Annotated in this window: 26 protein-coding genes and 1 pseudogene; 8 read left to right on the forward strand and 19 right to left on the reverse strand. The window is 68.9% G+C overall.

Annotation, left to right across the window (positions count from 1 at the left end):
* Nucleotides 1-115 precede the first annotated feature (115 nt).
* Nucleotides 116-538: a hypothetical protein gene (locus tag N416_RS0114280; protein ID WP_024442787.1), complete on the forward strand. Its 423-nt coding sequence runs from the start codon at nt 116-118 to the stop codon at nt 536-538.
* Between the two features lie 22 nt (nt 539-560).
* Here N416_RS0114280 and N416_RS0114285 read toward each other — a convergent pair whose 3' ends face one another.
* Nucleotides 561-1,196 carry a TetR/AcrR family transcriptional regulator gene (locus N416_RS0114285; RefSeq protein WP_024442788.1) on the reverse strand — a complete coding sequence of 212 codons (636 nt, stop codon included), beginning with the start codon at nt 1,194-1,196 and terminating at the stop codon, nt 561-563.
* Nucleotides 1,197-1,272: 76 nt separating this feature from the next.
* On the opposite strand from N416_RS0114285, the gene N416_RS0114290 reads away from it, so the two are divergent.
* Complete coding sequence (locus N416_RS0114290) at nt 1,273-2,742, forward strand: NAD(P)/FAD-dependent oxidoreductase (protein WP_024442789.1); 1,470 nt, start codon at nt 1,273-1,275, stop codon at nt 2,740-2,742.
* A 36-nt stretch (nt 2,743-2,778) separates the two neighbouring features.
* Here the strand turns inward: N416_RS0114290 and N416_RS0114295 are convergent, their stop codons facing one another.
* The 11 genes from N416_RS0114295 to N416_RS23560 form a co-directional block, all read right to left on the reverse strand.
* On the reverse strand, nt 2,779-3,510 hold the full coding sequence (locus N416_RS0114295) for a YggS family pyridoxal phosphate-dependent enzyme (RefSeq protein ID WP_024442790.1): 732 nt from the start codon (nt 3,508-3,510) through the stop codon (nt 2,779-2,781).
* Between the two features lie 13 nt (nt 3,511-3,523).
* The gene (gene rraA, locus N416_RS0114300; protein WP_024442791.1) at nt 3,524-3,997 is read right to left on the reverse strand and encodes a ribonuclease E activity regulator RraA; all 474 of its coding nucleotides are present in this window, start codon (nt 3,995-3,997) and stop codon (nt 3,524-3,526) included.
* A 5-nt stretch (nt 3,998-4,002) separates the two neighbouring features.
* Nucleotides 4,003-4,479, reverse strand: coding sequence for a hypothetical protein (locus tag N416_RS0114305; RefSeq protein ID WP_024442792.1), 477 nt, complete (start codon nt 4,477-4,479; stop codon nt 4,003-4,005).
* 99 nt (nt 4,480-4,578) lie between these two features.
* A complete protein-coding gene (locus tag N416_RS0114310) occupies nt 4,579-5,082 on the reverse strand; it encodes a copper resistance CopC family protein (RefSeq protein ID WP_081654579.1) in 504 nt (167 codons plus the stop codon).
* Nucleotides 5,083-5,111: 29 nt separating this feature from the next.
* Entirely contained in the window at nt 5,112-5,789 is a 678-nt protein-coding gene (locus tag N416_RS0114315) for a YcnI family protein (RefSeq protein ID WP_024442794.1), read from the reverse strand.
* 53 nt (nt 5,790-5,842) lie between these two features.
* Nucleotides 5,843-6,511, reverse strand: coding sequence for a DUF6474 family protein (locus N416_RS0114320; protein ID WP_024442795.1), 669 nt, complete (start codon nt 6,509-6,511; stop codon nt 5,843-5,845).
* A gap of 64 nt (nt 6,512-6,575) precedes the next feature.
* Nucleotides 6,576-6,974: a helix-turn-helix transcriptional regulator gene (locus tag N416_RS0114325; protein WP_024442796.1), complete on the reverse strand. Its 399-nt coding sequence runs from the start codon at nt 6,972-6,974 to the stop codon at nt 6,576-6,578.
* Nucleotides 6,975-7,317: 343 nt separating this feature from the next.
* The gene (locus N416_RS0114330; RefSeq protein WP_024442797.1) at nt 7,318-8,007 is read right to left on the reverse strand and encodes a TMEM165/GDT1 family protein; all 690 of its coding nucleotides are present in this window, start codon (nt 8,005-8,007) and stop codon (nt 7,318-7,320) included.
* A 123-nt stretch (nt 8,008-8,130) separates the two neighbouring features.
* Complete coding sequence (locus N416_RS0114335) at nt 8,131-8,667, reverse strand: hypothetical protein (protein ID WP_024442798.1); 537 nt, start codon at nt 8,665-8,667, stop codon at nt 8,131-8,133.
* 255 nt (nt 8,668-8,922) lie between these two features.
* Complete coding sequence (locus tag N416_RS0114340) at nt 8,923-9,543, reverse strand: superoxide dismutase (RefSeq protein WP_024442799.1); 621 nt, start codon at nt 9,541-9,543, stop codon at nt 8,923-8,925.
* A gap of 203 nt (nt 9,544-9,746) precedes the next feature.
* Complete coding sequence (locus tag N416_RS23560) at nt 9,747-9,905, reverse strand: hypothetical protein (RefSeq protein ID WP_164517908.1); 159 nt, start codon at nt 9,903-9,905, stop codon at nt 9,747-9,749.
* A gap of 508 nt (nt 9,906-10,413) precedes the next feature.
* On the opposite strand from N416_RS23560, the gene N416_RS0114350 reads away from it, so the two are divergent.
* Together N416_RS0114350 and N416_RS0114355 are read left to right on the forward strand one after the other, a co-directional pair.
* Entirely contained in the window at nt 10,414-11,493 is a 1,080-nt protein-coding gene (locus N416_RS0114350) for a DUF4328 domain-containing protein (protein ID WP_024442800.1), read from the forward strand.
* Nucleotides 11,494-11,497: 4 nt separating this feature from the next.
* Nucleotides 11,498-12,313: a glycerophosphodiester phosphodiesterase gene (locus N416_RS0114355; protein ID WP_024442801.1), complete on the forward strand. Its 816-nt coding sequence runs from the start codon at nt 11,498-11,500 to the stop codon at nt 12,311-12,313.
* A 16-nt stretch (nt 12,314-12,329) separates the two neighbouring features.
* Here the strand turns inward: N416_RS0114355 and N416_RS0114360 are convergent, their stop codons facing one another.
* Together N416_RS0114360 and N416_RS21700 are read right to left on the reverse strand one after the other, a co-directional pair.
* Nucleotides 12,330-12,866, reverse strand: coding sequence for a ferritin (locus N416_RS0114360; protein ID WP_024442802.1), 537 nt, complete (start codon nt 12,864-12,866; stop codon nt 12,330-12,332).
* A 124-nt stretch (nt 12,867-12,990) separates the two neighbouring features.
* Nucleotides 12,991-14,163: an LCP family protein gene (locus N416_RS21700; protein ID WP_024442803.1), complete on the reverse strand. Its 1,173-nt coding sequence runs from the start codon at nt 14,161-14,163 to the stop codon at nt 12,991-12,993.
* A 194-nt stretch (nt 14,164-14,357) separates the two neighbouring features.
* On the opposite strand from N416_RS21700, the gene N416_RS24280 reads away from it, so the two are divergent.
* Nucleotides 14,358-16,700, forward strand: coding sequence for a cellulase family glycosylhydrolase (locus N416_RS24280; protein ID WP_024442804.1), 2,343 nt, complete (start codon nt 14,358-14,360; stop codon nt 16,698-16,700).
* Between the two features lie 24 nt (nt 16,701-16,724).
* On the opposite strand, the gene N416_RS0114375 is transcribed toward N416_RS24280, so the two are convergent.
* A complete protein-coding gene (locus tag N416_RS0114375) occupies nt 16,725-17,477 on the reverse strand; it encodes a CPBP family intramembrane glutamic endopeptidase (protein WP_024442805.1) in 753 nt (250 codons plus the stop codon).
* An 89-nt stretch (nt 17,478-17,566) separates the two neighbouring features.
* The gene (locus tag N416_RS0114380) at nt 17,567-18,406 is read right to left on the reverse strand and encodes a DUF2470 domain-containing protein (protein ID WP_024442806.1); all 840 of its coding nucleotides are present in this window, start codon (nt 18,404-18,406) and stop codon (nt 17,567-17,569) included.
* A 133-nt stretch (nt 18,407-18,539) separates the two neighbouring features.
* Here N416_RS0114380 and pheA point away from each other — a divergent pair, with 133 nt between their 5' ends.
* Both pheA and N416_RS0114390 read left to right on the forward strand, forming a co-directional pair.
* The gene (gene pheA, locus N416_RS0114385) at nt 18,540-19,406 is read left to right on the forward strand and encodes a prephenate dehydratase (RefSeq protein ID WP_024442807.1); all 867 of its coding nucleotides are present in this window, start codon (nt 18,540-18,542) and stop codon (nt 19,404-19,406) included.
* Nucleotides 19,403-20,092, forward strand: coding sequence for a histidine phosphatase family protein (locus N416_RS0114390; protein ID WP_024442808.1), 690 nt, complete (start codon nt 19,403-19,405; stop codon nt 20,090-20,092). The genes pheA and N416_RS0114390 overlap by 4 nt, the downstream gene beginning before the upstream one ends.
* A gap of 3 nt (nt 20,093-20,095) precedes the next feature.
* On the opposite strand, the gene N416_RS0114395 is transcribed toward N416_RS0114390, so the two are convergent.
* The 3 genes and pseudogenes from N416_RS0114395 to N416_RS0114405 all read right to left on the reverse strand — a co-directional run.
* Nucleotides 20,096-20,284, reverse strand: coding sequence for a hypothetical protein (locus tag N416_RS0114395; protein ID WP_024442809.1), 189 nt, complete (start codon nt 20,282-20,284; stop codon nt 20,096-20,098).
* Nucleotides 20,285-20,343: 59 nt separating this feature from the next.
* A complete protein-coding gene (locus N416_RS0114400) occupies nt 20,344-20,694 on the reverse strand; it encodes a metallopeptidase family protein (RefSeq protein WP_024442810.1) in 351 nt (116 codons plus the stop codon).
* Between the two features lie 17 nt (nt 20,695-20,711).
* Nucleotides 20,712-21,809 (reverse strand): annotated as a pseudogene (locus N416_RS0114405) (septum formation family protein); the annotation flags it as partial.
* Nucleotides 21,810-21,882: 73 nt separating this feature from the next.
* Between N416_RS0114405 and serS the strand changes: the two are divergent.
* Nucleotides 21,883-23,145 carry a serine--tRNA ligase gene (gene serS, locus N416_RS0114410; RefSeq protein ID WP_024442812.1) on the forward strand — a complete coding sequence of 421 codons (1,263 nt, stop codon included), beginning with the start codon at nt 21,883-21,885 and terminating at the stop codon, nt 23,143-23,145.
* Nucleotides 23,146-23,149 lie beyond the last annotated feature (4 nt).

Genomic DNA, 23,149 nt, shown 5'->3' on the forward strand with positions numbered 1-23,149 from the left:
GCGGCGGGTCGCCGCCGTGAACCCCGCGGCGGGTCGCCGCCGTGAACCCCGCGGCGATCGCAAGGTCGGCGGAGCCGCAAACTCAGGTGGCGGGACGTAGGCTCACTCGGTGGTCATCAATCTGGACATCGACACCAAGGTGACGTTGTTGTCGGCCGGCCTGATCTTTCTGCTCGCTCTGCTGTTGGGCGCGTGGAAGTATCAACAGATCGCGACCTCGGACCGTCGCCAGGCGCACGTCTACGTTGATATCGCACATCGAGCGGCGTTGATGTACTCCTTCGCGACAATGCTGGTCGCGGTGTTCGTGGAACTCAGCGCCTGGCCGACCTGGGTGAACATGGTCGCGGCAATGGTCATCGTGTTCTTCTTCGTCGTGGCGATCGGCAGTTACATGCTGCACGGCGCGTTGCGCGACACCACGAACCAGTTCGAGCAGTTCGGTTGGCGGCTGCGCGCCGGTATGGTGCTGCTGGTCATCGGCGAGGTCGGCGGCTTCGCGGTGCTGCTGGCCGGGTTCGGTGTCGGCGGGTTCTGACAGTGTCTGACTGCGGCCGGCGTCAGGACGCCTGGCCGTAGATGCTGCTGACCCAGACGTGGGTCAATGTGTCGACCACCTTCTCGTGAGGTACCGAAGGCTGCTCGCCGACCAGCGCTGCCATCATGGTGCGCTCGTTCATCTGGTTCAGTGATGTCGCCAGATCCAGGGCGTCGATGGTCGTCGGCGCGGCGCCGCGCTCGCGTTCCGCGGTGATCATCGCAGCGGTCTGCTCGATCCACCTCTGCATGAAGCCGTTCCACATCGCCTTGAACTCCGGACTGGTGGCCAGTGCCTCGGTTCCGGCCCGGGCGATCGCGCGATGCGAGCTGAACGCGATGAAGAACGCTTTGATGCCACTGCGCCAGATCCGGCGCGGGTCGGTGGGCAGTCGTTGCACCGCCCCGACGAACTCCGAGTCGGCCGCGGCGATCAGCGGCTCCAGCAGCGAGAGCAGCACCGCGTCCTTGGACTTGAAATAGAAGTAGAAGGTGGGTCGCGAGATCCCGGCGCCTTTGGCCAGGTCGTCGACCGAGATCTCGGCCAGGGGGCGCTGCTCGAGCAGTCGTTCGGCGGTGGCCAGGATGGCCAGCTCCCGATCGTCGCCGGATGGCCGCGCCGCGCGGCGTCCGTGACGGGTGGCATTGGGGCTGGCCATGGGCGCTACTTTACACGACGTTGATTTACTCAACAGGGTGTTGACCGACTCGACACACCGTTGATAATCTGGCGCCATGACTGAACACCTCGATGTTGTGATCGTCGGCGCCGGCATCTCCGGTATCAGCGCGGCCTGGCACCTGCAGAACCGCTGCCCGAACAAGAGCTACGCCATCCTGGAAAGCCGGGACAACCTCGGTGGTACCTGGGACCTGTTCAAATACCCCGGCATCCGCTCGGACTCCGACATGTTCACCCTGGGCTTCCGGTTCAAGCCGTGGCGGTCGGCGCACTCGATCGCCGAAGGCGCAGACATCTGGAACTACATCAATGAGGCCGCCGTCGAGAACGGCATTGACAAGCACATCCGCTACCGGCACCGGGTCGTTTCGGCCGACTGGTCCGACGCCGACAACCAGTGGACGGTCACCGTCGACAACAACGGCGAGCAACAGCAGATCACCACGTCATTCGTGTTCGCGTGCAGCGGCTACTACAACTACGAACAGGGCTACTCGCCGGAATTCCCCGGCGCCGCGGACTTCGCCGGCACCATCGTGCACCCGCAGCACTGGCCGGAGGACCTGGACTACGCCGGCAAGAAGATTGTGGTGATCGGCAGCGGCGCCACCGCGGTGACGTTGATTCCCGCGCTGGTCAACTCCGGCGCCGGGCATGTGACCATGCTGCAGCGGTCGCCGACCTACATCGGCGCGCTGCCTCTGGTTGACCCGTTCGCCGTTCAGGCGAACCGGTTCCTGCCGACCAAAGCGGCGCACTTCGCCAACCGCTGGAAGGCGATCGGCTTCAGCACTCTGCAGTATCAGCTGGCGCGGAAGTTTCCCAAGTACATGCGCAAGACGCTGATGACGATGGCCAAGCACCGGCTGCCGGAAGGCTTCGATGTGCAGAAGCACTTCGGGCCGCGGTACAACCCGTGGGACGAGCGGTTGTGCTTGGCGCCCAACGGTGACCTGTTCAAGACCATTCGCAGCGGCAAGGCGGACGTCGTCACCGACACAATCGACACGTTCACCAAGACCGGGATCCGGCTGAACTCCGGCCAGGAACTCGACGCCGACATCATCATCACCGCGACCGGGCTGAACATGCAGCTGCTGGGTGGGGCATCGCTGCTGCGCAACGGCGAGCCGATCGATCTGCCCAAGGCGATGACCTACAAGGGCCTGATGTTCTCCGGGGTGCCCAACGCCGCGGTGACCTTCGGCTACACCAACGCGTCGTGGACGCTCAAGGCCGACCTGGTCTCGGAGTTCGTCTGCCGGGTGCTCAACTACATGGACGACAACGGATTCGACCGGGTCGAGCCGCAGCACCCCGGTGCCGCGGTGAAGGAAGAGCCGTTCATGGACTTCAGCCCCGGCTACTTCCGCCGGGCGATGGACGACCTGCCGCGCTCGGGCTCGGAGGCTCCGTGGCGGCTCAAGCAGAACTACCTGCTGGACCTGCGGCTTATCCGGCACGGCAAGGTGGACGAGAAGTCGCTGAAGTTCAGCAAGCACCGGGCGCCGGTAAGCGTCTAGCGGCGATCGCGAGGGCGGCGGGGCCGGCGCCCGGTGTTAAGGGCGCTCCGGCCAGTAGTAGGAGTCGGGGTAGGGCCGGGATCCGAACAGCGCGGTCCCGATCCGCACCTCGGTAGCGCCCTCGGCGATGGCCAGCGCGAAATCGCCGCTCATCCCCATCGACAGCCGCGGCACGACGTGGCCGTGTTCGGCCGCGGTATCGCGTAACTGGCGCAGCCGGCGGAAACAGCCGCGGACGGTGTCGGGGTCGTCGGTGTTGATGGCCAGCGTCATCAGGCCGCGCACCCGCATCGTGGAGTAGTCGGCCAGCTCGTCGAGGAACGGCAGCAGCTGGTCGGGATCCAGGCCGTACTTGCTGGGCTCGTCAGAGGTCTTGACCTGCACCAGCACGTCGATGACGCGGTTCTCGGCGCGCAGATGGCGGTCGAGCGCCACCGCAAGTTTGGACCGGTCCAAAGACTGCACCTCCGCGGCCAACCGTGCCACCACGCCCGCCTTGTTGGTCTGCAGGTGTCCGATCATCACCCAGTCGATCCCCGGGCCGGCCTCCTCGGTGGCCAACGCCGCCGCCTTGTCCTTGATCTCTTGGACCTTGTTCTCGCCGAATCGGTGCATGCCCAGATCGACGGCGTCGCGGATCAGCTCGGGACCGAAGGTCTTGCTCACCGGCAGGATGTCGACGTCTGCGGGCGAACGCCCCGCGGCATGGCACGCGTCGTCGACGCGCGCGCGAAGCTGTTCCCAACGCGCCCGCAGGGTGGCGTTCATCGGAGTGCCCGTCCTAGACGACGACGATGCCGTCGTCGTCGCTGTGGGCGATCGCGCCGGGAACGAAGGCGCTACCGCCGAACTCGACGACGACGTCACGCTCACCGGCGCCGGTCTTGGTGCTCTTGCGGGGATTGGTGCCCAGCGCCTTGATGCCGATGTCGAGGGTGCGCAGGGTCGAGGCGTCGCGCACCGCGCCGTGCACGATCAGCCCTGCCCAGCCGTTGCTGCGCGCCAGCTCGGCGATGACGTCACCGACCAGCGCGGTGTGCAGCGAGCCGCCCCCGTCGATCACCAGCACCCCGCCGTCGCCCGGTTCAGAGAGCACCGATTTGAGCAGCGCATTGTCCTGGAAGCAGCGCACGGTGCTGATGCGACCGGCGAACTCCGTACGCCCGCCGAGTTGGCGGAACTGAACGTCGCAGCTGCGCACGTCGGGGCCGATCTCGTCGACCAGGTCGGCGGTGGGCCGGAAGCGTGCCGTCACGCCGGTCAGCCCCGGCGCGCGCGCAGGCGGCGAAGCAACAGCAGCGCGATCACGCCGAGGATTCCGGCGGCCAGCAGCGGGCCGGGTGAACGCGGTGCCGGTGAAACCGGCGTGCTCAGCGGATTGCGGGCCGAGTCCACCGTGGATTTTGCCTGGGCCGCCGTTTCTTTGGCGCCCTCAGCGAGGTGGCCCGAGCCGTTGGTGGCGACTGCCGGCGTGGCGGGCACCGGTGGGGCCGGCACAGGCGCTGCGGGGGCGGCCTTAGCGGGCGCCTTTTTTGCTGGCGCCTTCTTGGCCGCCTTGGCCGGGGCTTTTTTAGCGGCCGCCTTTTTCGCCGGGGCCTTCTTGGCGGGTGCCTTTTTCGCGGGCGTCTTCTGCGGCGCCGGAGCCGGCGGCTCGGCCGGCAGTTCGGCTGCAGCCGGAGTAACCGGCTCGGGCGCGGCAGCGGCTTCGTGGTCGGGCTGGCCTTGCGGTTCGGTCATACGGCAGCTCCTCTGGCGGGGTTCTGGTCTCAGATCAACTTGGCGTCAGGCAACGCTCCCATCATGCCAGCATCGGCCGGCGCGACCCCGGGCCGAAAGTCAGGATCGAGGCCGGTTGAACCACAGACCGGCCCCGACGAGCACCACCGCGCCGGCGACGAAGGGCCAAATCGGCAGGTCATCCTGGGGGTCGGCGTAGCGGCGCGGAATGGCGGGTGCGGCGTCGCTACGGTCGGTGACCGCGGGGCCGGGCTCCCCAGTGCCGGCCACCGTCAGCTGGAACGGCCACGAACCCGACACCGCATGCCCGTCGGCGGAGGTGACCCGATAGTGGACCGTGTAGGTCCCGGTGGGCCCCAGCGGGCGCACCGCGACGCTGGCGACCGCGCCGTCCACCCGGGTGTCCCCGGTGGACCACAGGTGCCCGTCGGGACCGACCACCGTCATGGCCGCGAAGTCCGACTGCAGTTGCTCGTTGAAGGTCGCGCTGACGCGCTCCGGGCCGCGCGACAGTTCCGCGTCCCGCGCTGGGTCGCTCGACACCAGCACGGCGTGCGCGGCGGCCACCCCGGTGGCCGCGAGCAGCATCCCCAGCAGGAACATGCCCGCCAGTGCGCCGCGCAACGCCCGCCTCACGCCCGCCGCCTGCCCAGGGCGATCGTCGCAGCCAGCGCAGCGACCAGCAGGGCGGCGCCGCCGAGCAGCCGGGCCGCATTGTCGCCGCGGTGCTCGCCGGCCTCGGATCCCGCCTCTGGCGCCGGGCCGGCGGACACGGCCGGCTCGGGGTGCTGGGCGTGGTGCTCGGTCGCCGAGGCGGGGCCGGTCCCCAGCTGCAGCGTGGGCACCGGGTGCCGCGCCTCACCGCCGCCGGGTGGGGGAGTTTCGTCCCAGCGCACCTCGGTGCCGTCGGCGTACCGCTGTGCCGATGGGAAGTTCACCGTCTCGGTGTCGGGCAGTCGCATCGCGATCCGGAACAGTCCGAACTGGTCGACACCGATGCCGGCGCCCGCCGTGGCGGTCCAGGTCACCGAGCGCACCGCCCCGGATTGGGGGTCGCGGTCCAGGCGTGCGGTCCAGCCGGGCTTGGTCTCCGTGCGAGCCGAGGCCACATCAGGCAGCGTCACGGTGAGTTCCGTTGTGGCAGAACCGTTCGGCGACTCGTTGGGAACCTCGAAAGTGACCATTGCAACCCCGCCGCGCACCGCGCCGGGACTGCTGGCGTGCACGTGCGCCCAGGCCGGCGTGGCGGAACCGAAGCACGCTGCGGTGATCGCCGTGGCCAGCGCCATGGCGCGCACGCTGGTGCTCATGCGGCGGTCCCAGCTCCGCCTCTCCTCCGTCGAGCCTCGCTCAACCGCCGTGCTCATGACGGCAGCCCCAGTCGGGCCATCAGATCGGCGTCGATCCCATCGAGCTGGTCGCTGATCGAGGCGGAGGCCACTCGGCGTCGCTCTCCCGGCATGGTCTCGATGGCAGTCACCGCCGTCGACAGGTCCGACAAGCGGTCGGTGATCGCCGCGACGAACTGCTTGGTTTCGGAATCCTTGGGCTTGCGGTCCTGCACCAGACGCAGCGTCTTCTCCGCCCCGGCGATCCGCGCCGAGAGTCGGGCGGTGTGTCTGGCGGGTCCGGAGAACTCGCCCACGCGGTCCAGCGGCACCCCGAGTCGGGCCGCTCGCTGCTCGTCGATGAGGCCGCGCACGGCCATTGCGGCCCGGTACACCAGCGGCACGACGACCGGTGCCAGCATTCGGGTGACCACCAGCGTGCGGCGGACCCTGGCGGGCGAGAGGATGCGGCCGTCGCGGGCGGCTTTGAGCTGGTTTTCGGCGGCCTTGCGTGCGGTGCGGTCCCGGTCGCGGTCGGACTTGATCTGAGCCTTGAGCGCACGGGCGTCCGCGCGCTGACTGGCCTTGAAGCGTTTCGCCTCGCTCTTGGCGGCCAGCCGCGCCTCAAGCCTGGCGCCGGCCTTCAGCGCCCGTGCTTCGGCACGCCGGGTTGCGCGGCTCTTGCGTTTTCTGAACAGGCCCATCGCGGCCGCCTCCCCGGTGTCTCGCTGGAACCGATCAAGCCACCCTAATCGCGGCGCCGAGGCCTCAGACGCTGAGGTGCTCCTTGCGACGAAGCTCGTCGATGCGGGCCAGGACATCCTCTTGGGCCTCCGGTGAGAGCCCGACCGCTTGGGTCGCGATGCGCCGTACTCCGGCGTCGCGGACGCTGTCCAGCCAGGACAGCTCGGCGTCGAGCTTGGCGTAGTAGTCGTCGTCGGTGAAGAACGCCGGCTTGATCCGGAAGAAGTTGGCCAGCGCGGCCATGGTGGCGGTGGACGGGTTCGTCCGATTGCCCGAGCGCAACTGCGAAAGGTAGGGGGCCGACATCGTGACGCCCTCCGCTTTGAGTGCCGCGATTACCTCGGCGGACGTATGCGGTCCGCGGCCGGGTGGATAGACCACCTCGAAAAGGCGATTCAAGCGGACAGCGAACGTCGCGCTCATCGATTAGGACCTCCAGGGGGTAGGCAGGGCGGGCGACAGGCGCTCCGCGAGGGGGAAGCGGTAGCGCCTGATGATTTGCTGATCATCGTAGCGATAGTTACCGACACAACCAAGGGTGTTTGGCTAGCGAATTCGATCTTGAAGGACGAGATCGGGCCGGGTGCAGTTCATTCGGCTCTTCGTAGAGGTCGCTGTGGCCGTATCTTCTTGTCGTAGCTCGCACAATTGCGTCGGCAACGACGAACGAAGAGATCCACCAAGACCGGTCCGTTGGTCCTCGCCTCTGGAAGCCACTCCGGCGAAGTGAAGTTTCCACCGTGTGTGGCGTTGTCGGTGGGATTTGCTACCGAGTGGCGGAATCGTCTCCGGCGGTCGGTGCGGCACGACGCAGCGAAGCCCGCCAAAGGGCTGCCCCCAATGCCACCGCCACCGATCCGGCGACCGAGGCGATGGCCACCGGCCGCCAGCCCAGCGCCTCATCGAAGAGAATCCACAAGCCGCATGACAGGAAGAGCAGTCCGGCCGCGGCGTGCAGCAAGGGTTCGGGCAACTGCCGGTGCAGCACCGTGCCGACCGCGATCGCGACAGCGTCGGCGAGCACCATCCCGATCGTCGCGCCCAGCCACACGCCCAGCCAGTTGCGGTCACTGGCCAGCGCAACCGTCGCCAGCATCGTCTTGTCCCCGAGCTCGGCCAACAGCACCGAGGACACCACCGCAAACAGTACGAATCGGGGCTCGCGGACCGCGGTTCCCCCGGGTGCGGAACTGCTTCCTTCGCGCCACGTCCACGCCGCGAAACCGATGAAGGCAACGCCGGCGGCAGCGGCGATCGGACGGGCGGGCAGCGTCAGTCCGAGAAAGTGCCCCACCGTCACCGAGATGCCGTGGATGGCGAAGGCCGCGATGGCCACGCCACTGAGCACCACCCACCAGCGGTGCCGCAGCGCGTACGTCATGGTGATCAGTTGAGACTTGTCGCCGAGCTCGGCGAGGAAGACCACGCCCAGGCTGATCAGCATGGCGGCAAGCATGCGGGGACGCCCTTTCGTCAGCTGCCGAGGCTAGTGACTGCACTGCGCGGCCGCCAGGCGACAGGGAATTTCGGCGGGCCGAATCCGATGATCCGGCACGGGGACAATTCCACGCGAATTGCTTTATGCGGCAAGCAGCATGGCCAGGATCGCGGTATCGGGGTGGCTGACCGGGTCAACGCCGACCCGGCTCACCATCGAGGTGACGGTGCCGTCGGATTCTGCTTCGACCCAGGCCGCCCGATGCTCCAGGCCCAGGTAGGGCAGGCCGGGCAGCAGAATGCACCCCGACGCGGCGCCCCGGCACTCGGGCAGCGAGGGAATGGTCTCCGACGGCGGGTGCAGCATCAGCAGCGCGGAAGGCTGCCGGCCGGCGAAGTACCCCGGTGCGATCGCCGACTCGCCGGTGACGGTGCCCTCGGCCAGCAACAATCCGACGGTGCCCGGGCCGGGATTGTCGGGTAGCTCCTCGTGCGTGCCGAACACCGTTGTGGTGGGCAGCAATCCGGGCATCGAAGCGACCCGGACGGCGATGCTGAGCAGTTGTGCCCATTCCTTGGTCGAATCCGGCCAACGGCCGAACACCACGAATCCGTGAAGCTCGCCACGGGAGTGAAACGGGGCGACTTCGATCGCCCGGCCGGACCCTGTCGTCTCCATCGCGCACCCTCCGCGACATTCTGGCTTGTTGGCTGATTCGCCTGCTCGCATTTCAGCGGGTGGGGTTGTCTGGCAGCATGCGGCACCCGCCAGGCGGATTCAAGGTGACACGGCGGGGCGGCGGATAACGAAACGGTGAAAAAAGCCGGTGGCTCAGCGAGGCTCGACGGAGGACAGGCGAAGCTGGAACCGCCGTAGAAAACAAGTGGGGCGCCACGCCCACGGCGCGACGCCCCACTCTTGACGACTGTCCGGCTAGAAGATCAGCCCCGAAGTCTTCGAGGTGGCGGCCGCGAAACGCGACTGCACGTCGGCCCAGTTGACCACGTTCCAGAACGCCTTGACGTAGTCGGCCTTGACGTTCTTGTACTGCAGGTAGAAGGCGTGCTCCCACATGTCGACCTGCAGCAGCGGGATGATGCCCAGCGGCACGTTGGCCTGCTGGTCGTAGAGCTGGAAGGTCAGCAGCTTGCCGCCGAGGGTGTCGTAACCGAGCACCGCCCAGCCCGAACCCTGCAGGCCGTTGGCGGCCGCGGTGAACTGTGCACGGAACTTGTCGAACGACCCGAACGCGTCGTCGATGGCCGCGGCCAGTTCGCCCGTCGGCTTGTCACCGCCGTTGGGGGACAGGTTCTTCCACCAGATCGAGTGGTTGACGTGCCCGCCGAGGTGGAACGCCAGGTTCTTCTCGTTCAAGAAGATTGCGCCGTGGTCGTCGTTGGCCCGAGCCTCCGCGAGCTTCTCCAGTGCGGTATTGACGCCGGAAACGTAGGCGGCGTGGTGCTTGCTGTGATGCAGTTCGTTGATCTGGCCCGAGATGTGCGGCTCAAGGGCTCCGTAATCCCAGTCCAAGTCCGGCAGGGTGTAGTCGGCCACGGGGTTCCTTCCTTCGGTACTGATCCGGTGTCAGTCACCGTTGATCATTGTCGACAGGCGTTGACGGTCTAGCGGCACCCCACGTCACCGCGGTCGCGGTCCGAGGGGGCCACCGGCAACCACATTGCTCCAACGCCGGGTGTACCGCAACAACGGGTGGAGTTGGGCCGCGCCGTCAGCCGACCGCAAAGCTCAGCCGAGGTTCAGGTCAGGACGAGCACCACGAGGAAAGTCAGCAGCACGAGGGCGATCACCCCGGCACGCAGCGACGCCAGCAGATAGGCGCGCTTGTAAGTGGACGATCCCGAATGCCAGCCCGACGTCGCTGCGACGGGACCTGGTCCGATCGGCCTTGCCGTCATCTGTCTTGCCCCCAAATCTCGCGGTGCGCCCACCCCCGTGAGGCGCATCACATCCGTTCTGTGACGGCGATCATAGCGCTTTGTTCGCACAGTGGAAAAATTCACCTGGATAACCCGACTTACCTGCATCGATACGCTCCACGGCTACCGGGCGGCCGAATGCGGGCGGTAGGCGGCTGCTTAGCTAATCAATCGATTTCGCTCGGCGCTGTTAGTCGGTTCGCTTCGATGACGCCGCGTTATCCACAACTGATGCGTCTGGCGGCATGTAACAAGCACATCACGCCCCGTGCCGCTGTCGATTGGTGTGTGGATAAACCTGTGGAAACTGTGGATAGCCGGTGGTAGCTGCCGGGCCCGGCGCGGGCCGTTAGGGACGCCCTCGCCACCATTCGCCGGTCGCCCGCCCGGCCCGCCTCCGCTGCCCTTGCGGTCGCCGCGGTGTTGAGGGCGTCGACCCGGCTGCGGTCGGCTCCGCCGCCCTTGCGGTCGCCGCTAGGCTGGTGCGGTGATCCAGGTGTGTTCCCGCTGCAAGACGCGGTGGAACGTGCGCGACCAGCAGCGGGCCTGGTGCCCACGCTGCAACGGCGCGCTGTGGGCGCCGCTGACACCCCAGCAAGAAGCCGAGTTGCAGTGGACCCAGCCCGGGCCCCCGGCACCGCCGGCAGCACCCGGGCAGGCGCCGCCGCAGCCCGGGCCCGGTTACCGCTGGATCGCGGTGCGGCCCGGTCCGCCGCCTCCGCAGCCGCCGGCCCGGCGCCCGCTGGGCCCCACCCCGCGTTATGCGGTGATGCCCCGTTGGACGCTGATGGGCGGGCCGATTCGTGCTGTAGCACAGTCGAAGCCGGGACAACGGCCGGCACCTTCGGCGCGCTCGCTGGAGAAGACGCTGGCTGCTGCGGTCGCCGCGCTGGGCGTCGCGGCTCTGGTGCACGCCTTGATCTATGTGCTGATGATCGTCAACCGCACCATGCTGCTGAATCCCCTGATCGCCGGTGGCGCGGTGTGGCTGGGCCGGCTGGCCGGGCTGGCCGCGATCGCGGCAGTGGTCAGTTGCGCCGTGGTGCTGACCAGGTGGCTGCTCGCCCGGCGTTCGGTGGCCTTCGCCCGGTTGCACCTGCCCGAGACGCGTCCGGCCTGGGCGCTGTGGGCCGGTTGCCTGGTGCCGGTGGTCAACCTGGCGTGGGCGCCGGTGTTTGTCATGGAGCTGGCCAAGCGCGAGGACCGGCTGGAGCGGCTGCGCAAGCCCATCGTGGTGTGGTGGGCCGTGTGGGCGGCCAGTACCGCGGGCGCGATCTTCGCCACCGCCACCAGTTGGGCCGACGGGGCCCAGGGCATTGCCAACAACATGGTGGCGACCGTGGTGGCGTACCTCCTCGGCCTGGCGGCAGTGGTGACCGCGGCCCGGGTGGTCGAGGGATTCGAGCGGCGGTCGATGGGCCGGCCGGCTCACCACTGGGTGGTGGTGGCCGACGGCCGCGACACCGCCGCGGGCTCGACGCCGGATCCGGCCGCCGAGCCCAAGGCCGAAGGAGCCACCACACCGGCGCCGGCCCTTGAGTCCGACGGACGGGAACCGGCAGCGTAAGGCCATGACCCCGGCCGGCGATGTCGTCTCGGAGCACCCGTTCGTGGTCGCGCACCGGGGCGCGTCTATCGACCGCCCGGAACACACCCTGGCCGCCTACGACTTGGCGTTGCAGCAGGGGGCGGACGGCGTCGAGTGCGATGTGCGGCTGACCAGCGACGGTCACCTGGTCTGCGTGCACGATCGTCGGGTGGACCGGACTTCCAGCGGGGTCGGGCTGGTCAGCGAGATGACGTTGTCGCAACTACAGCGCCTCGACTACGGCGCTTGGCACCACAAGGGGCAGCCGGGTTCGCCGGATGGCGTCAGCATCGGCGACACCGGCCTGCTCACCCTCGATGCACTGGTTGCGCTGGTTTTGGACTGGCGCCGGCCGGTGAAGATCTTCATCGAGACCAAGCATCCGGTGCGGTATGGCGCAATGGTCGAGCGTGAAGTGCTCGCGCTGCTGCAGCGATTCGGGCTCGCCGCGCCGGCGTCGGCCTCGCGGTCGCGCGCGGTGGTGATGTCCTTCTCGGCGGCGGCGGTGTGGCGGATCCGCCGGGCCGCACCTCTGCTGCCGACGGTCCTGCTCGGGTCAGGCGCCCGCTATCTGGGGGGCACCGCGGCGACGACGGTCGGTGCCACTGCGATCGGCCCGTCGATCGAGACGCTGCGCGAACATCCGGAGCTGGTGGACCAGGCCGCCGCCCGGGGCCGTGCGCTGTACTGCTGGACCGTCGACCGCAACGAGGACGTCGACTTCTGCAGGGATGTCGGGGTCGCGTGGATTGCCACGAATCAGCCCGCCCGAACCAAGGCGCGGTTGCGGGCGGGCTGATCGGCGGGAGAGGGGTTTACCCGCCGGCGATTCGCGGTGCGCCGGCTTCCTGGCTCACCGTGACCTCGCGTGCGATGAAGGTCTCCAACTCGAACAGGTTGTGCCCGGCACGGTCGGCGACTCGGAGCAGCCGGGTCATCACGGCCATTTCCTCAACCTGTTCGCGCAGGAACCACTGCATGAACTGTTCGCCGAGGTGGTCTCCCTCGTCGCGCGCGGCAGTGGTGAGTTGGCTGATCTGCTCGGTAACGGTGCGCTCCTGCTCCAGCGTCAGGGCCAGCGCATCCCTCGGTGTGTCGAATTGATTGCGCACCGGGTCGACGCCGGGAATCTCGACGCGGATGTCGCGGTCGAGCAGGTACTGCACCAGCATCATCGCGTGGTTGCGTTCCTCGACGGCCTGGGCGTAAAAGAACTTCGCCAATTGTGGTAAATCCTCGCCGTCGAAATAAACGGCGACCGCGACGTATTGCTGGGCGGCGGTGAATTCGTGGTAGATCTGCTCTTGCAGCAGCGCGTGAAATTTCGTCTTGTGGCTGTCGTTCTCGATCATGACCGCGACACTACCCTGGTCAGAGCGGGTTTGCATCCAAGGTGATGCTTAGTCAGGTCAGCTTTGCCTAAGTAAAGATAGGGTACGCTGAAATGGCGAAATCGCGTCGGAAATTAGGTTTGACTTAATTGTCGGTGCCCGATTCGGGTGGTGTATCGCGACGCAATGCGTCGAATAGCTGGGTGGCTTCGGCGTCGTTCCATACCACCGCGTCGCCGGCCTCGGTCCAGACGAACTCGCCGATCGGCACGGTCAGCATGGTGGTGGTACCGCGCAGCGCCCACCCCAGGGCCGCCAGGTCGACCACGCCGGTGCCGTCGTCCACCGTCACCGCGCGTGCGGCGGCGCGCGGCACGCGGTACCAGCGCAGCGGATTGAGCCACACGGCGGGATCGGCGACCCGGGCCAGCAGCGCCGACAGGAACAGCCGCTGATGGGCCATCCGGTCCAGGTCGGCGCGCGGCGTGGCCCTGCTGCGGACGTAGCCCAGCGCGGCCCTACCGGCGACCGTCTGACAGCCGGCCGGCAGATTCAGTCCCGCCAGGGGGTCGTCGATCGGTTCATCCGGGCATAACGTGACGCCGCCCAGGGCATCGACGAGCGCGGCGAAGCCGCCGAATCCGATCTCGAGATAGTGGTCCAGCCGCAGGCCGGTGGCCTGCTCCACAGTCCGGGTCAGCAGGGGGGCGCCACCGAGGGTGTAGGCGGCGTTGATCTTGTCTTTGCCGTAGCCCGGGACCGTGACGTAGGAGTCGCGCGGCAGGGATACCACCGTGGCCGGCGACCCGGATCCCGGGCTGGGCAGGTGGACCAGCAACACCGTGTCGGTGCGTCCGCTGCCGAGGTTCCCGCCGGTGCTCAGGGTCTGCTGCTCCTGGGCAGAGAGGTCAGCGCGGCTGTCCGAACCGACCAGCAGCCACGTCGTCCCGCGGGCCGGCGGCGGACGGTCGGCATAACCGGAGAACGCCGCGGTGCGTTGCAGCGCGGTGTCGAGCCAGGCCGCGGCGCCTACCAGGGACGCGGTGGCGAGCAAGGCCGCCAGCGCGGCGAGCGCCAACAGACGACGTGGCCACGATCTCCGCCGGCGCGCAGCGGGGGGACGCGGCGCAGGTGCGCGCGCCGCCGGCGGCCGCGGCGCGGGCGGAGGTGGCGGCGCGGGGGGCGCCGCTGGCCTCCAGATCGCCCGGGGCGGCGGCGAGACCGGCCGGCCACGGGGGTCGCGATACAACATCGGCGGCGGTTCACGACGCGGCGGTGGGGGGCGCCAGGGCGGACCCGGCCCGCGATCACCGTTCACCCGCCCAATCTACGTATCGAGCAGCGCGGAGGCGATCTCCCGGGCCCGGGCCGGCGCAGCGGTGGACGTAGAGCCTTCCCGGTGCGCCGGTCCACACCCGCGTTGTTCTCAGCTTTTGTTAGTAATTTTCCGAAGGGATCGTTATCTTGACCACGCCGGTCGCGGCCCAGTCATGAAGAGAGGTCTACCCACAGATGACTCGTCAGTGCAGCACGAAGCGGAACCGCCGGGTTGCCGGGCTGGGTACGGCAGCGGGGGCGTTTCTGGCGTTCGGGGTGCTGCCGCTGGCGCCGGCACCGGTGGCGGCCGCCGAGGGCTTCGAGGCCGTGTTCGAGCAGGTGCTGGCCCCGTTCATGGACACGACTGCCGGCGGCCTGGACTGGGATGCGGTGTTCAGCCCTGCGGCCTGGGATGCGTTCGCCTCCGCGACGAACTGGGATGGCCTGCTGGCCGGTTCGGCGGCTGCGTCGTCGAGCCTGGAGAGCCTGCTCTACCCCGACGTTGCGGCGCTGGTCCAGAACTGGGTCTACAGCCCGCTCTACACCGGTATCGACTGGTTGGTCGGCAACCCGTTGATGGCGCCGGTCATCGAGGTGTCCAACCAGATCAGTGGGGTGCTGGGCCTGGGCCTGATGATCGGCGATGGTGCGGACGGTACGGCGGAGCATGCCGCCGGTGGTGCGGGCGGCTGGTTGTTCGGCGACGGCGGGGCGGGCTGGGACAACAGCGAGTTCGGTGGTAGCGGTGGGGCCGGAGGAGCGGCCGGGTTCTTCGGCAACGGTGGCGCCGGTGGTGACGGCGGCGAAGGCGGCAGCGGTGGTGTCGGCGGAGTCGGCGGGTGGTACATGGGGGTCGGGGGCGCCGGCGGCGCCGGTGGCGACGGCGTAAATGGCGGCATCGGCGGGGCCGGTGGCGACGGGCGCGGCTGGATGCTCGGTATCGGCGGTGCGGGTGGCGACGGCGGTGACGGCACCCATCTCGGCGGCAACGGCGGTGACGGCGGAAACGGTTCGATCTGGTTCGGCGGCGGTGGCGCCGGCGGGGACGGCGGCAACGGCGTCTACCTGGGTCAGGGCGACCTGCCCGCGCTGGGCGGGGCCGGCGGCCTCGCCGGATCGCTGGGCACCCACGGCGCGGTGGGCCACTTCGGCACGCTCGACGGAGCTCCGGAGAGGGCACCGGCCGAACTCGGAACCGCCGGCAACTGGATCGTCGACCAGGACGGCCGGGTGGTCATCCTGCAGGGTGTCAACCAGGTGTACAAGTCACCGCCGTTCTCGCCCGGCGGGAACGGCTTCGGCGACGACGACGCGGCTTTCCTGGCCGCCAACGGCTTTACCGCGGTGCGGCTGGGCGTGTACTGGTCTGAGATCGAGCCGCAGCCCGGGGTGTACAACTTCGCCTACCTCGACTCGGTCAAGGAGACCATCGAGACCCTCAAGGCGCACGGCATCGTCAGCGTGATCGACATGCACCAGGACCTCTACAGCGAGGAGATCGGTGGCCACGGCGCGCCGGACTGGGCGACCATATTCAACCCGGCCGACAATGACCCCACCCAGCCGTTCCCGTTCGCCTACGCGCTCAACCCCGCGCAGAACCAGGCGTGGGATGCGTTCTGGTCCAACGAGAAGGTGGACGGAGCCGGGCTGCTGAACCACTACTCCCGGATGTGGCAGGTCACCGCCGACTACCTGGGCGGCACCCCGGGCGTGGCCGGCTACGAGATCATGAACGAGCCGTGGCCGGGTACGTCGTGGCTGGGCAGCTTCCTCGGCAACGCGCACTTCGACCGCGAGACGCTGACCCCGTTCTACGACCAGGTGACCTCGGCGATCCGGTCGGTCGACCCGAACACCACGGTGTACTACGAGCCCAACGTACTGTTCGGCAACGCGACCGCGCTCACCAACCTGCGCCCGGTCGATGACGACAACTCGGTGTTCGCCTTCCACGACTACTGCATCTTCGACGCCCTGGGCGGGGGCAGCGCTTTCGGCTGCTCACTGTGGGACGGGATGATGATGGAAGGTGCCCAGCGCTTCATCGACCGCTACAACGTCCCGGCGGTGGTCACCGAGTTCGGCGCCACCCACAACACCGACACCATCACCAGCCAGCTCAACTCGATCGACTCGCACAGATTCGGCTGGCTGTACTGGGGTTACACCAACGAGGCCGGCTCGTTGGTGCACAACACCAACCTGCCGCCGGTCGGCGACAACGTCGACGAGGCCATCGTTGCGACTCTGGCGCAGCCTTACCCGCAGGTGATCGCCGGAATCCCGAACAGCTGGTCGTTCTCCGGCGGCGTCTTCTCCTTCAGCTACTCCACGGCGATGGCCGACGGCTCGGGCAACTTCGACGCCGGGTCGCAGACTCAGATCTCGATCCCGGATGTCCAGTTCCCGAACGGCTACCAGGTCAGCGTGACCGGCGGTCAGGTGGTCTCGGCGGACAACGCTGCGGTCCTAGTCATCGGATCCAACGCCGGCGCCAGCACGATCACCGTCACGGTGACTCGGGCGGTGGGCTGAGGTCTGCGCCGGCCGCCGTAGCGGTCAGCGCAGCCAGCCCAGCTGGTCGGCGAACAGGGCGTATCCGACGAACGCCACGGTGTCGATCAGGGCGTGCGCCAGGACCAGCGGCCACAGCCGTCCGGTGCGCTGCCAGGTGTAGCCGAACACCAGGCCCATGGCGATATTGCCCAGCCCAGCGCCGAAACCTTGATAGAGGTGGTAGGCGCCACGGAGTAGGGCGGAGCAGGCCAGCGCCACCCACGGCGAAACCCGCAGCTGCCGTAGCCGGGTCAGCAGGTAGCCGACCACGATCACTTCCTCGGCGAACGCGTTGGCGAAGGCGATCAACGCCAGCATCGGAGCGCGCCACCAGGTGTCGTTGATCGCTGCGGGAATGACGTCGGCGTTGAGACCCAGGGTTCGTGCCAGCAGGTACAGGCCCAGGCCGGGCAGCCCGATCAGGGCGGCCAGGCCGAGGCCGCCGGCCAGGTCGCTGCGGCGGGGCCACCGAGTGAGTCCGATGCGGGCGGGCCCGAATCCGCTGCGCCACAGCAGGTACAGCGCCAGTGCACCCCACGCGATCAGCTGCGCCGCCCAGGCGGCGTTGAGACCGAGGTCGATCAGGTCGAAATAGGACCGGCGCGGGTTGAGGGGGATCCGCTGGGCGCCGAGGTCGCGCAACACCGCATCGGCCAGCTGCAGCATGGCGGTGACGGCGCTCAGCCCGTAGGTGACCGCCAGGACCACAACGATCTCCAGCCGCAGGGCGTGTCGCTGGGGCTGGAGCTCGGTCACCTCGCCACGGTAGCGGGGCTTATGGCGCCGATCTGCTGCGCCCGGCTCCGCCGCGCTCGCAATCGCCGCGGGCTGATGGCGTCGATCTGCTACCGCGCCTGGCGCCGGGCCTGCAGCCCGTTGAGAAAGGGGCAGCCCATCAGTGCGCGTACCGCCCGGTTGAGACCCGTCACATCGTTGACGGGGTGCGGGAAGCTCAGTCGCACGTCGCGGTCACCTTCGGGGGCCTCCACCCGCAGCCACATGCCGTAGCGATCGACGGCGAGCGGGCGGGCCTGACCGCGGCGCAGCTGCGGCGGCAGTTTGGCGGCGGCGAGCCGGGCGACCATGTCGGGATGCGCCGAGTCGAGGTGCTGCAGCCAATGCGCTTCGATCGCGCAGAACGGATCGGGGCGGGCCGCCAGCAGCTCGTGCACGTCGACCGCCTCGGCTCCGGTGGCGTCGGCCAGCACCGCCGACTCGGGTGTCAGCCGCAGCAGCGCGTAGTCGATGTCGGAATCGTTGTCGTCGGGTGCACCCACATCGCGGGAGTGCGATGCCGAACGCGGTGAGACGACTTGCAGCAGAGCAGGGTTGGGGTCGACCGCCGCGATCCGGTCGAGCAGCACGGAGATCTCGCGGTCGGGCACCGGGCGCAGAAGTCCCCGGATCCAGGCCAGCGCACGCACTCTTTCGCGCAGCCGCAACGGCGCGTGATCGGTCAGCTCGAGCATCGCCTGCACACCGGAGTCGGCGGCGGCCTGCGCGACCGGGTCCCCGATCGGGACCGCGACCACCAGCGAACCGTCCCGCAGCAGGTGGCAGACCGGCGCATTGACCGGCGCGGCGTCGGCGGCGTCGGCGATCGCCAGGAGCGCTTGACCCCGGATACAGGCGCTGCGAATCCGCTCGGCGGACGTCGGGACGGTTGCTGCTGTGGTCGTGGCCATCGATCACCTTTCGAAGTGAGGTAAGGCTAACTTAATTAATGACCGGGGTGGGCGCAACAGGAAATTGCGGAATGAGCTCACCCGGGCGCCGCCGGTGAGCGCGCCGGCCGGTGGCGGCCGATAGGGTTGTCCGGTGACCCGCATCAGCTATCTGGGCCCGGCGGGGACCTTTACCGAAGCGGCGCTGCTCGCCTTGACCGGCGCCGGACGGGTTCCCGGCGCAGACCTTCAACCGGTGCCGGCCGAGAGCACGCCGGCCGCTCTCGAGGCGGTGCGCTCCGGCGCCGTCGACTACGCATGTGTGCCGATCGAGAACTCGATCGAGGGCGGGGTGACGCCCACTCTGGACGGACTCGCGGTCGGGTCTCCGTTGCAGATATTCGCCGAAACCACCTTGGATGTCCGGTTCTCGATCGTCGTCGCACCGGGTCGCGGCGAGAGGGAGATTCGCACGGTGGCCGCCCATCCGGTGGCAGGCGCCCAGGTGCGGCGCTGGCTGGCCGAGCACCTGCCCGGGGCCCAAACCGTGCCCGCCAACTCCAATGCCGCTGCGGCGCAGCAGGTCTACGACGGTGAGGTCGATGCCGGGGTGAGCACCGCGCTGGCTGCCCAACAGCGCGGGTTGGTCACCCTGGCCGAGGGCGTCATCGACGAGCCCAACGCCCGCACGCGCTTCGTGCTGGTGGGTGCCCCCGCGCCGCCGCCGACGCGCACCGGCTCCGACCGCACGTCGGTGGTGCTGCGCCTGGACAACGCGCCCGGAGCCCTGGCGGCAGCCCTGACCGAGTTCGGAAGTCGCAGCATCGATCTGACTCGCATCGAGTCCCGCCCGACCCGCACCGAGCTGGGCACGTACCTGTTCTTCCTGGACTGCGTCGGACACCTCGACGACGAAGCGGTCGCCGAGGCCCTGCAGGCCCTGCGCCGCAGCGGCGCCGACGTCCGCTACCTGGGCTCCTGGCCGATCGAGCCCGGGGGCCGATGCGGGGCGGGGTCATGAGCGGGCGGCTGGTGCTGCTGCGCCACGGCCAGTCCTACGGCAACGTCGACCGCCGCCTCGACACCCGCCCGCCCGGCTCGGAACTGACCCCGCTGGGGCGCGGCCAGGCCCGGGCTTTTGCCGCCGAGGGCGCGCACCGTCCGATGCTGGTCGCCCATTCGGTGGCCACCCGCGCGGTTCAGACCGCAGCCGAGATCAGCGGCCGGCTCGGGGTCACCGCCCGCGCCCTCGAGGGCATCCACGAGGTGCAGGCCGGCGCACTGGAGAACCGCAGCGACGACGATGCGATCGCCGAGTTCAACGCGATCTATCAGCGCTGGCACTCCGGCGAGCCCGGAGTCGCATTGCCCGGCGGGGAGTCGGCCGAACAGGTGCTCGACCGCTACCTGCCGGTCGTCACCGACCTACGGCTGCGCTATCTCGACGATGACGACTGGACCGGGGACATCGTCGTGGTCAGCCACGGCGCGGCGATCCGGCTGGCGGCCGCGACGCTGGCGGGTGTGGACGGCGGTTTCGTACTGGACAACCACCTGGAGAACGCCACCGCCGTGGTGCTGGCTCCGATCACCGACGGCCGATGGAGCTGTGTGCAGTGGGGCTCGCTGACGCCGCCGTTCTATCCCGAACCGCATCCGGACCCGGTCGGCGACGCGCTGCGATCCGACACCGACCCGATGGGCTAGCAGCTAGACCGCCAGCGCGTACACCTCGGCGCAGCGGCACCCCACCGCCTCGCAATCGAGGGCGAACGAGTGCGGCAGCACCTCACCGGCGCAACCCTCCTCGGTGCACTCCGCGATCTGGTGAACGTGGTGGATGAGTGTGCCGTGGCAGTGCTCCAGCTCCGCCCGGCAGTCTCGGCAGTGGTCATCCATGGATCGTTCATAGCACTGCGCGCCGACAAGGTCGTTGTGCCGCGCCGCGCCGGGCACCGTCAGCTCCAGCCCAATTCGTGCAGCCGGTCGTCGTCGATACCGAAGTGATGGGCGATCTCGTGGATCACCGTGATCCGGACCTCGTCGACGACCTGATCGTCGGACTCGCACATCTCCAGCAGTGCATCCCGGTAAATGGTGATGGTGTCCGGCAGCGACCCCGCGTAGCTCGAATCGCGCTCGGTCAGCGCCACCCCTTCATAGAGGCCGAGTAGGTCGGGCTCCTCGGCGTTGCGGTCCGCCACCAGGATCACGACGTTGTCGAAGGCGGCGGCCAACTCGGGCGGAATCAGATCCAGCGCGTCGGAGACCAGATCGTCGAACCGGCCTGGGTCCATCTGGACACTCACCGCGGTTGGCTACCCGCGGGCAATTGGTTCAGCCGCTCCGCGGGAATCGACGGCGGCGGAATCGGAGGCTGGCCGTTGATCAGCAGCGAGTCGCGGGCACTGTTGATCAGCGCCGCCCAGCCACCGTTGCCCAGGGTGGCGCCCAGGCTGCACGCCACCTCGCGGCTGCCGGCCGCCCAGCTCGGCAGCGAGACCGTGGCGTAGGTCAATGTCAGCGTCGTGTCGCGCAGCTGCACCGGATCCAGGTAGGCGTCGGTGAGCCGGGTGCAGGACTCCTTGATGAACGCATCCTGCTCGGGCTCGGGCGGTAGCGCGTCGGGGAACCGTTCGGCCAGGTTGACCGTGCCGGTGACCTCCTTGGTATGCGGCGCCGCGCAGTCCACCGGAACGTCGTTGGGCTGGTTGGTGGCCGGATCGATGCCCAGGCAGGTGCCCGGCGGCCAGACCTTGGACTGGTCGATGTCGGCGATCTTGCCGACGAACGCGGTCTGCTGGCCGCCCACGCCCGGCAGTTGCAGTCCGCACAACATCCGGCGCTCACCATGCTGGCGCCACGCGCGTTCGCCTGCCCACAGCATGCTGGCGACGAACTTGCTGTGCGGGTCGAACTTGGCGCCGAGGTAACGGCGCACCGACGACTCGCACTGTTCCTGGGTGATCTGCTCGATGCGGGCCATCGACGGCGGCGGGGCATCCGGGCCGTACTCGGCACCGGGGAACATCTTCATGTCCACCGGGCCGGCGACCTCGAATTTGTGCTCGTCGGCGCAGCTGACGATCGTCGCCGCGTCCAAGTCGTTGTCCGGCCAGTTCAGGCAGTCGCCGGCGACGGCGTGGTCGATCGCCTCGTTGCCCTTGACCGTGCCCAGCCCCAGTCCCGGCCCGGCGCCCTTGCCGCCCGTTCCCGGTGCCGGCTCGGCGTTCAGACGGCCCAGCAGCCCGCCGGTGCCGCCGCCGACGACGGGCACCACGGTGATCAGACCGGCGATCAGCAGCCCGCCCAGCGCGGTCAGCAACAGAGCGCGGCGCGTCGGGGCGGCCTGGAGCGTGCGTCGCCAAGACACCCGCTTGGCGGGTGGATTCTCCTGGTCGGCTGCCTCTGACATCGCGTCCATTCTGACAGGCAGCCGCGAGCGCGTGACAAATGATGCGAAAGTGATGCCGCCGGCCAGGTTGTAGGGTTTTGCCGTGATCGACCTGAAGCTGCTGCGTGAAGATCCCGACCGTGTCCGCCGCTCCCAAGTGGGTCGCGGCGAGGACCCGGCCCTGGTGGACGCCTTGCTGGCTGCCGACACCGCACGTCGTGCCGCCATCGCGGCCGCGGACTCGATGCGTGCCGCACAGAAGACCGCCAGCCGGTCGGTCGGGGCGGCCTCGCCCGAGGAGCGCCCCGCCCTGCTGGCCCGGGCCAAGGAGCTGGCCGAGCAGGTCAAAGCCGCCGAGACCGCCCAGGGCGAGGCCGAGACGGCGTTCACGGCTGCGCACATGGCGATCGCCAACGTGGTGATCGACGGCGTGCCCCCCGGCGGCGAGGACGACTTCGCGGTGCTCGACGTGGTGGGCGAGCCGCCGGCCATCGAGAACCCGCGCGACCACCTCGAGCTCGGCGAGGCGCTGGGTCTGATCGACATGGGACGCGGAGCCAAGGTCTCCGGTTCGCGGTTCTACTTCCTGACCGGCCGGGGCGCGCTGCTGCAGCTGGGTCTGTTGCAGCTGGCCGTGCGACTGGCCGTCGACAACGGGTTCACCCCGATGATCACGCCGTCGCTGGTCCGTCCCGAAGTCATGTCCGGCACCGGATTTCTGGGTGCGCACGCCGACGAGGTGTACCGACTCGAGGCCGACGACCTCTATCTGGTGGGCACCTCCGAGGTGCCGCTGGCGGGCTACCACTCCGACGAGATCCTCGACCTGTCGGGCGGGCCGCTGCGCTACGCGGGGTGGTCGTCGTGCTTCCGCCGGGAGGCCGGCAGCTACGGCAAGGACACCCGCGGCATCATTCGGGTGCATCAGTTCGACAAGGTCGAGGGGTTCGTCTACTGCCGGCCCGAGGACGCCGAAGCCGAACACGACCGGCTGCTCGGCTGGCAGCGCGAGATGCTGGCCCGCATCGAGGTGCCCTACCGGGTGATCGACGTGGCCGCAGGCGATCTCGGGTCCTCGGCCGCCCGCAAATACGACTGTGAGGCGTGGGTGCCCTCCCAGGGCACCTACCGGGAGCTGACGTCGACGTCGAACTGCACCACCTTCCAGGCGCGCAGGCTGGCCACCCGCTATCGCGACGAGAACGGCAAGCCGCAGACCGCGGCCACGCTCAACGGCACCCTGGCCACCACCCGGTGGCTGGTGGCGATCCTGGAGAACCACCAGCAGCCCGACGGCAGCGTGCGGGTGCCGCAGGCGCTGGTGCCCTACGTCGGCGTGGACGTGCTGGAGCCGACCGCCTCCTGACCCG

Origin of the sequence: Mycobacterium sp. UM_WGJ (assembly GCF_000455125.1) — a bacterium.
Lineage (GTDB): Bacteria > Actinomycetota > Actinomycetes > Mycobacteriales > Mycobacteriaceae > Mycobacterium.

Excerpts from the sequence above, each read along its gene's own strand:
- N416_RS0114285 (WP_024442788.1), bottom strand. The coding sequence starts at position 1,196 with ATGGCCAGCCCCAATGCCACCCGTCACGGACGCCGCGCGGCGCGGCCA.
- N416_RS0114290 (WP_024442789.1), top strand. The coding sequence starts at position 1,273 with ATGACTGAACACCTCGATGTTGTGATCGTCGGCGCCGGCATCTCCGGT.
- N416_RS0114295 (WP_024442790.1), bottom strand. The coding sequence starts at position 3,510 with ATGAACGCCACCCTGCGGGCGCGTTGGGAACAGCTTCGCGCGCGCGTC.
- N416_RS0114305 (WP_024442792.1), bottom strand. The coding sequence starts at position 4,479 with ATGACCGAACCGCAAGGCCAGCCCGACCACGAAGCCGCTGCCGCGCCC.
- N416_RS0114310 (WP_081654579.1), bottom strand. The coding sequence starts at position 5,082 with ATGTTCCTGCTGGGGATGCTGCTCGCGGCCACCGGGGTGGCCGCCGCG.
- N416_RS0114315 (WP_024442794.1), bottom strand. The coding sequence starts at position 5,789 with ATGAGCACCAGCGTGCGCGCCATGGCGCTGGCCACGGCGATCACCGCA.
- N416_RS0114320 (WP_024442795.1), bottom strand. The coding sequence starts at position 6,511 with ATGGGCCTGTTCAGAAAACGCAAGAGCCGCGCAACCCGGCGTGCCGAA.
- N416_RS0114325 (WP_024442796.1), bottom strand. The coding sequence starts at position 6,974 with ATGAGCGCGACGTTCGCTGTCCGCTTGAATCGCCTTTTCGAGGTGGTC.
- N416_RS0114330 (WP_024442797.1), bottom strand. The coding sequence starts at position 8,007 with ATGCTTGCCGCCATGCTGATCAGCCTGGGCGTGGTCTTCCTCGCCGAG.
- N416_RS0114335 (WP_024442798.1), bottom strand. The coding sequence starts at position 8,667 with ATGGAGACGACAGGGTCCGGCCGGGCGATCGAAGTCGCCCCGTTTCAC.
- N416_RS23560 (WP_164517908.1), bottom strand. The coding sequence starts at position 9,905 with ATGACGGCAAGGCCGATCGGACCAGGTCCCGTCGCAGCGACGTCGGGC.
- N416_RS0114355 (WP_024442801.1), top strand. The coding sequence starts at position 11,498 with ATGACCCCGGCCGGCGATGTCGTCTCGGAGCACCCGTTCGTGGTCGCG.
- N416_RS0114360 (WP_024442802.1), bottom strand. The coding sequence starts at position 12,866 with ATGATCGAGAACGACAGCCACAAGACGAAATTTCACGCGCTGCTGCAA.
- N416_RS24280 (WP_024442804.1), top strand. The coding sequence starts at position 14,358 with ATGACTCGTCAGTGCAGCACGAAGCGGAACCGCCGGGTTGCCGGGCTG.
- N416_RS0114380 (WP_024442806.1), bottom strand. The coding sequence starts at position 18,406 with ATGGCCACGACCACAGCAGCAACCGTCCCGACGTCCGCCGAGCGGATT.
- N416_RS0114390 (WP_024442808.1), top strand. The coding sequence starts at position 19,403 with ATGAGCGGGCGGCTGGTGCTGCTGCGCCACGGCCAGTCCTACGGCAAC.
- N416_RS0114395 (WP_024442809.1), bottom strand. The coding sequence starts at position 20,284 with ATGGATGACCACTGCCGAGACTGCCGGGCGGAGCTGGAGCACTGCCAC.